Source organism: Sphingomonas sp. Leaf10 (assembly GCF_001421245.1).
GTDB lineage: Bacteria > Pseudomonadota > Alphaproteobacteria > Sphingomonadales > Sphingomonadaceae > Sphingomonas.
This window is the reverse complement of the sequence record NZ_LMKE01000006.1, coordinates 349,231-362,365: the sequence shown is the minus strand read 5'-3', so window position 1 is coordinate 362,365 and position 13,135 is coordinate 349,231. Positions and strand designations below refer to the sequence as shown.

Sequence of the window (13,135 nt, the reverse complement as noted above, 5' to 3'; positions counted from 1 at the left end):
CCACCCCGCCACCCGTTCAGGATACTTGCGTGGGTGGCGGGGTGGGGGAGCGGGCTGGCGCCGCCCAACCCGAAAACAACTCGATTGCTTGCACGCGCGAAAGGCGGTTCCTATGAAGCGTGCGATCAGGAGGCGCGGCATCGCCGCACCCGTGCATAAGGTATCGTGTTCCCGTGACCCTCCGCAAAACTGCCGCCGTTGCCGCTATCGCCGTCCTCGCGCTCGGCGGATGCAAGCGCACCGGCGAACTCGACGTGACGCAAGGCGTCGGCATCTCGGCGGTGCGATCGGCCTGTCCGGTCGCGGGCGTGCCCGCCGGGACCGGCGACATCACGCTGTTCGACCCGCCCGCCAGCCGCGAGGCGAAGGCGATCGACGTCGTCGCTACGCTGACCAACGTCCGCGCCAACTGTGCCGAGGGTGCGGACACGATCAACAGCACGCTGACGTTCGACGTGCAGGCGCGCCGCAACAACACGCAGGGCGCGCGGACGGTAACGCTCCCCTATTTCGTGTCTGTCGTGCGCGGTGGCACGCAGGTCGTGTCGAAGCGGGTGGGGCAGGTGACGCTAAACTTCGCCGATGGCGCGGCGCGCGCGCAGGCACAGGGGCAGGGGAGCGCGATCGTCGACCGCGCCGCCGCGACGCTGCCGCAGGAAACCCGCGACCAGATCAATCGCCGCCGCAAGCCCGGAGACCAGGATGCGGCGATCGATCCGCTGTCCGACCCGGCGGTGCGACAGGCGGTGCTCGCCGCGACGTTCGAGGCGCTGGTCGGGTTTCAGCTGACCGACGAACAGCTGAAGTATAACGTCACGCGGTAAGGTCGATCGACATCTCCCCTCCCTGGAAGGGAGGGGGCGGGGGTGGGTTGGCCCGTTGGCGGACGTGATCTTCCCTCGCGAGCCGACCCACCCCCAGCCCCTCCCTGCCAGGGAGGGGAGTTGTTTCGCCAGGGTGACGCCTTTAGGCGAAACAACAGGCGACGGTAGCGCACACTACTCCGCTTTCCCGATTGACTAATCCCGGCCCCCGAGCCAGAGCCTGACGCATCGACAGGCTTACAGCCGACGCCATGCGCGGGAGAGTGCGGATCCTGTCCGCCGCCGAAGGAGCAACCGCCCCGGAATCTCTCAGGCAACAGGGACCGCGCAATTGGCACAAGATACTCTGGAAAGCGTCGCGGTCGTAACGGCCGGACCACCGAAGGGGTAAGCCGGGCCAAGCGCCCGTGCGAAAGCTCTCAGGTTCCGTGACAGAGGGGGCGACGACCGACGCGGCACATCCGTGCCGACGGGCGTCGTTGGACCGATTCACGAAGGACTTGGCGCATATGAGCGATACCGCCCCGAACAGCGAACCCGCCCACGAACTGCGCGCCGATGGCAGCGATCCCGTCGAGGAATTGCCGCCCCAGACCCTGCCGCTCGATGCGTGGCACCGGGCGAAGGGCGGACGGATGGTCCCGTTCGCGGGCTATACCATGCCGGTCCAGTATGAAGGCATCATGGCCGAGCATCTGTGGACGCGCGAGCACGCCGGCCTGTTCGACGTCAGCCATATGGGCCAGTTGCTGATCCACGGACCGGATGCGACCGCCGCCTTGGAAGCGCTGCTGCCGGGTGACCTGAAGATCCTGAAGCCGGCCAGGATGCGCTATTCGCTGCTGCTCGACGAGCAGGGCGGCATCCTCGACGACCTGATGGTCACGCGGATCGATGCAGCCGGGCCGGAAGTGCCGTTCCCGTTCAAGGCGGAGGGCGATGACGTCACGGGCGGTACGGATGCCGCGCAGGACGCGTTCTACATGGTCGTCAACGGCGCGACCAAGTATGACGATATCGGCCATCTGCGCGAAAACCTTGCCGACGAAATCACGCTCAACCATCTCGACGAGCGCGCGCTGCTGGCGTTGCAGGGGCCGAAGGCGGTCGATGCGCTGGATCGCATCCTGCCCGGCGTCGCCGCGCTGACGTTCATGACGGCGGGCAGCTTCGACTGGCAGGGCCATGCGCTCTGGATCAGCCGCTCGGGCTACACCGGCGAGGACGGCTTCGAGATTTCGCTGCCCGAGGACGCCGCCACGGCCTTTGCCGACGCGATCTGCGCCGAACCCGAGGTGAAGCCGATCGGTCTGGGCGCGCGCGACTCGCTGCGGCTCGAGGCCGGGTTGCCGCTCTATGGGCATGACCTTGGTCCCGATACCACGCCGGTCGCGGCCGATCTCGGCTTCGCGCTGTCTAAGCGTCGGCGTGAAGAAGGCGGCTTTCCGGGGGCCGAGCGTATCCTTGCCGAACGCGCCGCCGGACCGGAATCGAAGCGGTTCGGCCTGATCATCGAAGGGCGCCAGCCGGTGCGCGAAGGTGCCGAGGTGATCGATGCCGATGGCAATGCCGTCGGTCGCGTCACCTCGGGCGGGTTCGCGCCCAGCGTGCAGGCGCCGATCGCCATGGCCTATTGCCCGCCGGCGCTGGCCGAAGCCGGAACCGTGATGCTGCGCCAGCGCGGCAAGGTGCATGCGGCGCGCGTCGTGCCGATGCCCTTCGTCCCCCATCGTTACGTCCGCTAAAGGGAGCTTGTCGGATGAGCCGTTATTTCACGCAGGAACATGAATGGATCGAAGTCGACGGTGAAGTCGCGACCGTCGGCATCACCGAGTACGCCGCCGGGCAGCTCGGCGACATCGTGTTCGTCGATGTGCCCGAAGAGGGCAAGCAACTGACCAAGGGCGATGACGCCGCCGTCGTCGAATCGGTCAAGGCCGCGTCGGACGTCTACACCCCGGCATCGGGCACCGTGCTGGAAGGCAACACCGCGCTCGCCGACAACCCCGCGCTGGTCAATGAAGACCCCGAGGGCGAGGGCTGGTTCTTCAAGCTGACGCTGCGCGACGACAGCGAGCTGGGTGAGCTGATGGACGAGGACAAATACGCCGCCTACGTCGCGCGGCTGTAAGGACTAAGGCCATTCCCGTTCGTGCTGAGTAGGGATTGAGCCTGTCGAAAGCCCGTATCGAAGCACCTGTGGCGGTCCTTCGATACACCGCTTCGACAAGCTCAGCGGCTACTCAGGACGAACGGATGGGCTGTGATCGGCGCCGCCTTCCCGCGGACCAACAAGGACCATCATGCGCTATCTTCCCCTGACCCCGACCGACCGCGCCGAGATGCTTGCCGTCATCGGTGCCGACAGCATCGACGACCTGTTCGTCGACGTCCCCGAATCCGCGCGGCTTGACGGGCCGGTGCCGGGTCTGCCCAACCATGCCAGCGAACTGGCGGTCGAGCGGCATTTGTCGGCATTGGCGGCGAAGAATGTGGCGGCGGGGTCGGTGCCGTTCTTCCTCGGCTGCGGCGCCTATCGTCACCATGTGCCGGCCAGCGTCGACCACCTGATCCAGCGCGGCGAGTATCTGACCGCCTACACGCCCTACCAGCCGGAAATCGCGCAGGGCACGCTGCAAATGCTCTTCGAATTCCAGAGTCAGGTCGCGCGGCTGCTCGGCTGTGACGTGGCGAACGCGTCGATGTACGACGGCTCGACCGCCTGCTGGGAAGCGGTGACGATGGCCAGGCGGGTGACGCGCAAGGCGAAGGCGGTGTTCTCGGGCGGCGTGCATCCGCATTACGTCTCGGTCGCGAAGACCATGGCGAAGTTCACCGGCGACGTGCTCGACACGACCCAGCCGTGGCTGGTCGCCGAGACCGATGACGACCGGCTGATCGAAAAGATCGATGCCGATACGTCGTGCGTCGTCGTCCAGTACCCCGACATCCTCGGCCGCATCCCCGACCTGCAACGCATCGCCGATGCCGCGCATGCGGTGAAGGCGCTGCTGATCGCGGTCGTGACCGAGCCGGTCGCGCTGGGCGCGATCGAGGCACCGGGCAATCTGGGCGCCGATATCGTCGTCGGCGAGGGCCAGTCGCTGGGCGTCGGCCTGCAATTCGGCGGTCCCTATGTCGGGCTGTTCGCGTGTTCGGAAAAGCTGGTACGGCAGATGCCGGGCCGGCTGTGCGGCGAGACGGTGGATGCCGAGGGCAAGCGCGGCTTCGTGCTGACGCTGTCGACGCGCGAACAGCATATCCGTCGTGAAAAGGCGACGTCAAACATCTGCACCAATTCGGGGTTGTGCGCGCTAGCCTTCTCGATCCACCTGACGCTGTTGGGGGAAAGGGGGCTGCGGCAACTGGCCGAGGTGAACCATGCCAAGGCATGTGCCGCCGCCGAGCGGCTGGCGCAGGTTCCGGGCGTCGAGCTAATCAATGACAGCTTCTTCAACGAATTCACGCTGAAGCTGCCAGTCGAGGCGCGGCCGGTGGTGCGCGAACTCGCCGATCGCGGCGTGCTGGCGGGCGTGTCGCTCGGCCGACTCTATCCAGGCGAGGCGGGCCTTGCCAACGGGTTGGTCGTGGCGGTGACCGAAACGGTGACCGAGGAAGATATCGAAGCGCTCGCCGCAGCGCTCACGGAGGTATTGGCATGAGCGTGAACCAGAGCGGCTGGCGTCCGGCCATGGGCGAAGCGACGGGCGGTGCACAGGCGACCTTCACCGGCAACCGTGCTCTGATGCTGGAAGAGGCGCTGATCTTCGAGATCGGATCGGCCGAGACGACCGGCGTCGATATCGACGATGCACCCAAGATTGCGACGCGGCTGGGCAACCATGCCCGCAAGAGCGCGATCGGCCTGCCCGGCCTGTCGGAACCCGAAGCGGTGCGCCACTATACGCGTCTGTCGCGCCAGAATTATGCGATCGACCTCGGCCTGTTCCCGTTGGGTAGCTGCACGATGAAGCACAATCCGCGCCTGAACGAGCGGATGGCGCGGTTGCCCGGTTTCGCCGACCTTCACCCGCTGGGCCCGATCGACACGGTGCAGGGCGCGCTGGAGGTGATCCATCAGCTCGCGCACTGGCTGGTGACGCTGACCAACATGGATTCGGTCGCCATGAGCCCCAAGGCCGGCGCGCATGGCGAACTGTGCGGCATCCTCGCGATCAAGGCGGCGCTGGAAAAGCGCGGCGAGGGACGTCGCAAGGTCATCCTCGTCCCCGAAAGCGCGCACGGCACCAATCCCGCCACGGCAGCGTTCGCAGGCTTCACGGTCAAGGATATCCCGGCCACCGCCGATGGCCGCGTCGATACGCAGGCGCTGAAGGATCGGCTGGGGCCAGACGTCGCGGGCGTGATGATCACCAACCCGAACACCTGCGGGCTGTTCGAGCGGGATCTCAAGGAAATCTCCGACGCGGTCCACGCGGCGGGCGGCTATGTCTATTGCGACGGCGCGAACTTCAACGCGATCGTCGGGCGGGTACGGCCGGGCGACCTCGGCGTCGATGCGATGCACATCAACCTGCACAAGACCTTCTCGACCCCGCATGGCGGCGGCGGTCCGGGGTCGGGTCCGGTGGTGTTCTCGAAGGCGCTGACTCCGTTCGCGCCGCTGCCGTTCGTCGAGAGGCAGGACGGTCGCTTCGTGCTGGTCGAGGAGGAAACGGCAGGTGAGCATCATGCCGACAGCTTCGGCCGGATGGTCGCGTTCCACGGCCAGATGGGCATGTTCACGCGGGCCTTGTCCTACATCCTCAGTCACGGCACCGATGGGTTGAAGCAGGTGTCGGAAGACGCGGTGCTGAACGCCAACTATGTCCTGCGCAGCCTCGACGACACGCTCGACGCACCGTTCGGCAAGAGCGGGCCGTGTATGCACGAGGCGCTGTTCAGCGATGCGAACCTTGCCGACGGTTTCTCGACGCTCGACGTCGCCAAGGGGCTGATCGACGAGGGCTATCACCCGATGACGGTGTATTTCCCGCTGGTCGTCCATGGCGCGATGCTGGTCGAACCGACCGAGACCGAGAGCAAGGCCGCGCTCGACCAGTTCATCGGCGCGCTGAAGTCGGTCGGCGAACGCGCCAAGGCGGGCGACACGGCGCTCAAATCCGCCCCGCATTTCGCCCCGCGTCGTCGCCTCGACGAGACGCTGGCCGCGCGCAAGCCGGTGCTGGCGTGGAAGGAACCCGCCGCTCCGATTGCCGAAGCCGCGGAGTAAACGCAGTTCCGTTCCGCCCGTACGGGCGGGGCGGATGTTGCTCAATCCTCCTCGACCATCGCCCGGACCTTCTGCCGGCCGAGGCGGTGTTCGCGCCACACGATGAACAGTCCGCTGGCGATGATGATCGGTGCGCCGGCCCAAGTCATCGGCGTCGGCAGCACGCCGAACAGCAGCCAGCCATAGATCGTCGCCCAGAGCAGCCCCGAATAGTCCATCGGCACCACCGCCGCGACCGGTGCGGATCGCGATGCAGCGGTCAGCGCGATCTGCCCCATGCCGCCGACCATGCCAATCGCGATCAGGTTCGCCCAGGTCAGCCAGTCGTGCGAGCGGATGTTGAACGCGTATGCCGTGGCGATGAACGGCAGCGTCAACGTCGAGAACCAGAACACCGTCGTTCCCGCCGGTTCGTCGCGCAACTGGCGCAGCGCGATCGCGACCAGCGCGACGAACAGCGCGGCCATCAACCCGACGAACGCCCCGAACAGCGGGACGTGGCTACTGCCCGGTTGCGCCACGACCAGTACCCCCACGAAGCCGAGCAGCACCGCGCTCCACCGCTGCCACCCGGTCGGCTCGCGCAGGACCAGCGCGCCAAGCAGCGTCGCAAAGATCGGCACGGTGAACTGGAACGTCGTCGCCTCCGCCAACGGTAGCAACAACACCGCGCCAAAGGTGAAGACCATGCCGACCAGCCCGATCATCGACCTGGTCAGATGCCCCTTGATCCGCGTCGTGCGGAGCGATCGCAGCCCGGGTCCGGCCGCCACGAACGCCAGCACAATCGGCAATGCGCATAGCTGGCGATAGAACATCGTCTCGGGCAGCGACGCGCCACGCGTCTCGGCCAGCTTCACCAGCGCGGACATGGTGGACAGGAAGAAGATGGCGAGCAGGCGAAGCGCCAGGCCCTTGAGTACGCGGTCGCCGGGCATGGGTGCGCCGTAGCGCGGGAATGGCGCCAGGGAAACCCGCTGCGCATCGCCGCTTGGCGAACGGCCCCCTTTGCCGCTATCGCGCGGTCCCATGAAGCACGCTCTCAACGTCACGCGCGAACAGGATTTCGCCGCCTGGTATCAAGCCGTCATCACCGAGGCCGATCTGGCCGAGGAATCTGGGGTACGCGGGTGCATGGTCATCCGGCCATGGGGCTATGGCATCTGGGAGCGGATCCAGCGGCTGCTCGACGACCGGATCAAGGCGACGGGGCATGAGAATTGCTATTTCCCGCTGTTCATCCCGCTCTCTTATTTCGAGAAGGAAGCCGAGCATGTCGACGGCTTCGCCAAGGAGATGGCGGTCGTCACCCATCACCGGCTGGTCGCCGATGGCAAGGGCGGGCTGACCCCGGATCCCGAAGCCAAGCTGGAGGAGCCGCTGGTCGTGCGTCCGACCAGCGAGACGGTGATCGGCACCGCCTTTTCACGCTGGGTGCAGTCGTGGCGCGATCTGCCGGTGCTGATCAATCAGTGGGCGAATGTCGTGCGTTGGGAGATGCGCACCCGCATGTTCCTGCGCACCGCCGAATTCCTGTGGCAGGAAGGGCATACTGCCCACGCGACGGTCGAGGAAGCGCGGGACGAGACGCTGAAAATGCTCGAAGTCTATCGCGAGTTCGCCGAGACCTGTCTTGGCCTGCACGTGATCGCGGGTGAGAAGCCGGAGAATGAGCGCTTCCCCGGCGCGGTCGCGACCTACAGCATCGAAGCGATGATGCAGGACGGGAAGGCGCTGCAGGCGGGAACCTCCCACTTCCTTGGCACCAATTTCGCGCACGCGCAGAATATCCGGTTCCAGAATGCCGAGGGGCAGTTCGAACACGCCAACACGACCAGCTGGGGTGTGTCGACGCGGATGATCGGCGGGGTCATCATGGTTCATGGCGACGATGATGGTCTCCGCGTACCGCCTGCGATCGCGCCGTGGCAGGTGGTGATCGTGCCGATGCTGCGCGACGCGCTTGAGGACGAACCGCTGATCGCCTATTGCCGCGAATTGCAGGCGTCGCTCGCGAAGCAGTCGGCGCTGGGCGAGCCGGTGCGCGCGTTGCTCGACCTGAAGCCCGCCAAGACCGCCAACAAGCGCTGGGGCTGGGTCAAGAAGGGTGCGCCGGTAATCGTCGAGGTCGGCGGACGCGACATGGCCGGCGGCAATGTCTCGGTCGTGCGTCGCGACCGGCTGTACCGCGCCGATGGCAAGCTCGATTCGCAGATCGTGCCGCGGGACGATTTCGCCGCGTCGATCGGTGAGGCGCTGGCCGATATCCAGGCGACGTTGCTGGCGCAGTCGACCGAAAAGTTGCGCGGCGGGATCGTGCCGATCGACGATTGGACCGGTGTCGAAGCGCATTTCGCCAATGGCATTAAGAACCCCGGCTGGGTCGATGTCCGCTGGTCGAAGCCCACCGGTGATGCACTGGAAAAGGTTGTGCAGCGACTGAAGGGCCTGAAGCTCACCATTCGCAACGCCCCCCTCGGCCAGACCGGTTGCGATGATGGCCCGTGCGTGTTCACCGGCGCACCGGCGGTCGAGCGCGTGCTGATCGGCCGGGCGTATTGACCTACGCCCCCCCCTGGAAGGGCGGGGGTAGGTCGGTCTGCGAGGGAGCGGAAGCGCGCAACAACCGGCCGACCCACCCCCGGCCCCTCCCTTGTCAGGGAGGGGAGTAACAAGCGCGCTCGAACCTGCCTTAATCCTTCAAATTACCCGGCACCTGCCCACCGGCCTTGCCCAGTTCCTGCAACACCGCGCGGTGCAGCCAGATGTTCATCTCGGCGCTGCCGTCCTTCGCCCCGGTGTAACCCAGTTCGGTCGCCAGTTCCTTGCGGTTGTCGAGGCTGGAATCGAGATCGAGCAGCTTCATCAGGTCGACGATCGACGTCCGCCAGTTGAGTGGGGGATTGCCCTTCTCCCGCGCGATCCGTTCGATCGCGGTCAGCGGATCGACCGGCTGCGGCGTGGCGGGTGCCGCCGGGGCAGGGGCTGGTGCAGCGGGTGCTGCCGGGGCGGGCGCGTGCTGCTGCGTCGGCGCGGGGATCGGGGCCGGCTGTGGGGTTTCCTTCTTTTTCCCGAGATAGTTGTCGCCGAACGGGCCGCCGTCCTTGCCGAAAATCTGCGTCTTGATGCGTTCGAAGATTCCCATGGCAGTCTCCTGTGTCCGATAGAGTGGCGGCCTAACGGACGGCGGCCGGTTCGGCTCCCATCGGCGTTTGCCATTGGTCTGACGCGCGGCACGCCTTATGTCGTGGGTGATGGTACGCACCAAAACGCCGCCCGGCCTGCCCACCCGCGAGCAGATCCTCGATTTCATCCAGACCTCCGACACCCCGGCAGGCAAGCGCGAGATCGCGCGTGCCTTCGGCCTGTCGGCGCAGCAGAAGATTTCGCTTAAAAGCCTGCTGAAGGACATGGCCGATGAAGGGCTGATCGACAGCGCCCCCGGTCGCGCCTTCCACAAGATGGGCGGATTGCCGAAGGTGACGGTGCTGCGCATCGCCGATGTCGACGACGGCGGTAATGTCTGGGCGGTGCCTGAAAAGTGGGAGGCGGAGACGCCGCCGCCGCGCGTCCGGGTGCGCGAGCGGGGGCGCAAAAGCGCGCTCGGCATCGGCGACCGCATTCTTGCGCGGACCGAAGAGGCCGGGTCGGGCTGGGCGGCCTATCCGATGAAGAAGCTCGACCGCGCCGCCGAAGCGGTGCTGGGCGTGTTGCGCGCCGAGGGCGACAAGCTGTGGTTGCAGGGCGTTGACAAGAAGGAACGCCGCGAGGTGCCGGTGTCCGATGCGGGCGGCGCGGCGCCCGGCGATCTAGTGCTGGCGGCACTGGGCGGTCGTCCCCCGCGCATTACCGCGCGCGTGGTCGAACGGCTGGGCGATCCGTTCGAGGCGCGCAGCTTCTCGCTGATCGCCATCCATAAGCACGGCATTCCGGATGTGTTTTCGGAAGAGGTCTTGGCCGAGGCACGCAAGGTTGCCGGGTATCCGATAAAATCCTCCCCTCCCCGCCAAGCGGGGAGGATCTCCGCACGCGAAGACCTTCGCCATTTGCCGATCGTCGCGATCGACCCGATCGACGCGCGCGACCATGACGATGCCGTCTGGGCCACCCCCGACGACAGCGGCGATAACGAGGGCGGCTGGCGCGCGATCGTCGCGATTGCCGATGTCTCCTTCTATGTCCGTCCCGGTTCCGAACTCGACAAATCGGCGCGCTCGCGGGGCAACAGCGTCTATTTCCCCGACCGGGTCGTGCCGATGCTGCCCGAAATCCTGTCGGCGGACGTCTGTTCGTTGAAAGCCGGACAGGACCGTGCGGCATTGGTTTGTCACCTGACTATCGCGAAGGACGGCAGGCTCAGGGACTGGCGCTTCACCCGCGGCGTGATCCGCGTCGCCGCCAACATCGCCTATGAACATGCGCAGGCGGCGATCGATGGCGTCGCGGACGCACCGGTCCCGCGCGACCTGATCGATGGCGCGCTGAAACCGCTCTGGGGCTGCTGGGCGGCGCTGGCCAAGGCACGCGCGCATCGCGAACCACTCGACCTCGACCTACCCGAACGGCGCATCGTGCTGGACGAGAAGGGGCGCATCCTTTCGGTCGCGCCGCGCGAACGGCTCGATTCGATGCGGCTGATCGAGGATTTCATGATCGCCGCCAACGTCGCCGCCGCCAAGGCGCTGGAGGCGAAGAAGGCGCCGGTCATGTACCGCGTCCACGAACCGCCGACGCGCGAAAAGCTGGTGGCGCTGAAGGACTATCTCGAAACCTTCGACGTGCCGTTCGCGCTGGGGCAGGTCATTCGGCCGGCGACGTTCAACCATGTGCTCGAACGCATCGGCGAGGCCGATTTCAAGCCGCAGGTGATGGAGCAGATCCTGCGCACCCAGACGCAGGCGTTCTACGGCCCGCAGAACCATGGCCATTTTGGTCTCAGCCTCGGCAGCTACGCGCACTTCACCTCGCCGATACGCCGCTATGCCGACCTGATCGTCCACCGCTCGCTGGTCGGCAGCTATGGGTTGGGCGAAGGGGCGCTGCCCGCCGACGACGCCGCGAATATGGAACGCGTGGGTGAAGCGATCAGCGGCCTCGAACGCCGCGCGATGGAGGCGGAGCGCGAGACCGTCGACCGCTATGTCGCCGCCTATCTGGCCGAACATGTCGGAACGGTGATGGAGGCGCGGATCACCGGCGTCGCGTCGTTCGGCTTCTTCGCGACGATCAAGGGCGTGGGCGGCGACGGGCTGGTCCCGGCCCGCGACCTCGGCACCGAATATTTCCGCTTCGACGAAAGCTCGCAGTCGCTGATCGGCGACCACAGCGGCGAGACGTTCAGCGCCGGACAGCGCCTGCCGCTGCGCCTTGCCGAAGCGAATCCGGTGTCGGGCGCGCTGCGCTTCGAACTGCCCGACGGCAAGGGATCGGCGGGCGGCAGCGGTCACGACCGCCGCAAGGGGCCGCCGCCACGCGTGCTGAAACGGCGCGGTCGGCCGGCCAATATCCGGCATCAGGGGCGCAAGCGATGAACGTCGCGGTGCGGGACAGCACGCCGCGCAACCGGCGTGGCCGCTTCCGCCGATGGTGGCGGATGAACGTGATCGGATCGGTCGATCACGACGCGGTGCTGCGACAGGTGGCCGAGGAATCCGGCTGGTCGCCGCGCTATGGGTTGATGATCGTACTGTCGATGGCGCTGTCGCTGCTCGGGCTGTTGATGCCGTCGGTCGCGGTGCTGATCGGCGCGATGCTGATCTCGCCGCTGATGATGCCGATCATCGGACTGGGGTTCGGTATCGCCGTGCTCGACGTGCCCGACATCCGCAAGTCGCTGATCGCGCTGGCGATCGGTGCCGGGCTGGCGGTCGGGTTGTCGGCGGCGCTGGTCGCACTGTCGCCGATCCAGACGATCACCAGCGAGATTGCCGGCCGCACCCGCCCGACGCTGTTCGACCTGCTGGTCGCGTTCCTGTCGGCGATCGCCGGTGCCTACGCGCTGATCCGCGGGCGGGGCAGTACGGTCGTCGGCGTCGCCATCGCCATCGCGCTGATGCCGCCGCTGTGCGTCGTCGGCTTCGGCATCGCCACCGCCAATGCGACAGTCGCGGGCGGGGCGCTGCTGCTGTTCTTCACCAACCTGATCACCATCGCGCTGACCGCCGCGTTCATGGCCCGCATCTACGGGTTTGGCCGGCATTTGACGCCGCGCAACACGACGTTCCAGATCGTGCTGTTCGTCGGCGCGATGCTGGCGCTGTCGGTGCCGTTGATGGCGGCGCTGCGCCAGATCGCGTTCGAATCGCTGGCCCAGCGCCAGACGCGCAGCGCGATCCTGGCGCGCTTTCCCGACGACGCCCGGCTCAGCCAGCTCGAAATCTCCTATGACCGCGATGCGGTGCGGGTCCGGGCCGTGGTGCTGACTCCGCGCCTCGACGCCGGGGCCGATGCGGCACTGGCGGCGCAACTGGGGCGGCGGCTCGACCGGCGGCTCGACCTGCATGTCGACCAGATCCGCAGCACCACCGATGCGCAGGCGACCGAAGCCGCGCAGATCGCGAAGGCCAACGAACGCGCCGGTGCAACCTTCGGCCCGGTGCGCGAACGGATCATGGCGCAGGTGGCGCTGGTCACCGGCGCGGCGGTGGATACGATGCAGGTCGACGATGCCGCTCGCAGCGTGCGCGCGACCGCCGCCGAACTGCCGGGGCTGCCGCCACGCGGGTATCGCGCGATCGAGGCACGCGCGCGCGCCGCCGCCCCCGGCTGGCAGGTAGAGGTCGTACCGCCGGTCGCGGGCGATGCCCCGCCGCAAATCGCCTTCACCGGCGGCGTCGCCGACGCCCGCGCGCTCGACGATGCGGCATGGCTTTCGAACCGTACCGGTCGCGGCATGGTCGTAAGCGGTGGCTCGACCGCACAGCGCACGGCGTTGGTGGACGGCATCGTCTCGCGCGGCGGGCAGGCGACGGCCGGCGGTCCCGCCGGTCCGCTGGCGCTTGGTTGGGTTCCGACGACGCCCTGAAAATTGCAAAAAACCGGGCGTGTCATCATGCTGTCACGCCCGGTTAGCCCCGGG

Annotated in this window: 10 protein-coding genes and 2 riboswitches; of the genes, 8 read left to right on the top strand and 2 right to left on the bottom strand. The window is 67.1% G+C overall.

What is annotated here, in order from left to right:
- Window positions 1-173: 173 nt before the first annotated feature.
- The 5 genes from ASE59_RS08110 (at window position 174) to gcvPB (ending at window position 6,057) form a co-directional block, all read left to right on the top strand.
- The gene (locus ASE59_RS08110) at window positions 174-824 is read left to right on the top strand and encodes a hypothetical protein (RefSeq protein ID WP_056454797.1); all 651 of its coding nucleotides are present in this window, start codon (window positions 174-176) and stop codon (window positions 822-824) included.
- Between the two features lie 246 nt (window positions 825-1,070).
- Window positions 1,071-1,160, top strand: a riboswitch (glycine riboswitch).
- Window positions 1,161-1,269: riboswitch (glycine riboswitch) on the top strand.
- 64 nt (window positions 1,270-1,333) lie between these two features.
- Window positions 1,334-2,569 (top strand): glycine cleavage system aminomethyltransferase GcvT, encoded by a 1,236-nt coding sequence (gene gcvT, locus ASE59_RS08105; protein ID WP_082458169.1) that lies wholly within the window; start codon window positions 1,334-1,336, stop codon window positions 2,567-2,569.
- A gap of 14 nt (window positions 2,570-2,583) precedes the next feature.
- On the top strand, window positions 2,584-2,955 hold the full coding sequence (gene gcvH, locus ASE59_RS08100) for a glycine cleavage system protein GcvH (protein WP_056394777.1): 372 nt from the start codon (window positions 2,584-2,586) through the stop codon (window positions 2,953-2,955).
- A 172-nt stretch (window positions 2,956-3,127) separates the two neighbouring features.
- Window positions 3,128-4,486 carry an aminomethyl-transferring glycine dehydrogenase subunit GcvPA gene (gcvPA, locus tag ASE59_RS08095; protein WP_056454794.1) on the top strand — a complete coding sequence of 453 codons (1,359 nt, stop codon included), beginning with the start codon at window positions 3,128-3,130 and terminating at the stop codon, window positions 4,484-4,486.
- Window positions 4,483-6,057, top strand: a complete 1,575-nt coding sequence (gene gcvPB / locus ASE59_RS08090) for an aminomethyl-transferring glycine dehydrogenase subunit GcvPB (RefSeq protein ID WP_056454790.1) — start codon at window positions 4,483-4,485, stop codon at window positions 6,055-6,057. Before gcvPA ends, gcvPB begins: the two co-directional genes overlap by 4 nt.
- Window positions 6,058-6,098: 41 nt before the next feature.
- On the opposite strand, the gene ASE59_RS08085 is transcribed toward gcvPB, so the two are convergent.
- Window positions 6,099-6,995 carry a DMT family transporter gene (locus tag ASE59_RS08085; RefSeq protein ID WP_056454889.1) on the bottom strand — a complete coding sequence of 299 codons (897 nt, stop codon included), beginning with the start codon at window positions 6,993-6,995 and terminating at the stop codon, window positions 6,099-6,101.
- A 91-nt stretch (window positions 6,996-7,086) separates the two neighbouring features.
- Here ASE59_RS08085 and ASE59_RS08080 point away from each other — a divergent pair, with 91 nt between their 5' ends.
- Window positions 7,087-8,619 (top strand): aminoacyl--tRNA ligase-related protein, encoded by a 1,533-nt coding sequence (locus tag ASE59_RS08080; RefSeq protein ID WP_056454787.1) that lies wholly within the window; start codon window positions 7,087-7,089, stop codon window positions 8,617-8,619.
- A 130-nt stretch (window positions 8,620-8,749) separates the two neighbouring features.
- On the opposite strand, the gene ASE59_RS08075 is transcribed toward ASE59_RS08080, so the two are convergent.
- Window positions 8,750-9,202: a DUF3597 domain-containing protein gene (locus ASE59_RS08075; protein ID WP_056454784.1), complete on the bottom strand. Its 453-nt coding sequence runs from the start codon at window positions 9,200-9,202 to the stop codon at window positions 8,750-8,752.
- Between the two features lie 109 nt (window positions 9,203-9,311).
- Between ASE59_RS08075 and ASE59_RS08070 the strand changes: the two genes are divergently transcribed.
- Both ASE59_RS08070 and ASE59_RS08065 read left to right on the top strand, forming a co-directional pair.
- The gene (locus ASE59_RS08070; RefSeq protein ID WP_056454886.1) at window positions 9,312-11,588 is read left to right on the top strand and encodes a ribonuclease R family protein; all 2,277 of its coding nucleotides are present in this window, start codon (window positions 9,312-9,314) and stop codon (window positions 11,586-11,588) included.
- Entirely contained in the window at window positions 11,585-13,081 is a 1,497-nt protein-coding gene (locus ASE59_RS08065; protein WP_056454781.1) for a DUF389 domain-containing protein, read from the top strand. Before ASE59_RS08070 ends, ASE59_RS08065 begins: the two co-directional genes overlap by 4 nt.
- Window positions 13,082-13,135 lie beyond the last annotated feature (54 nt).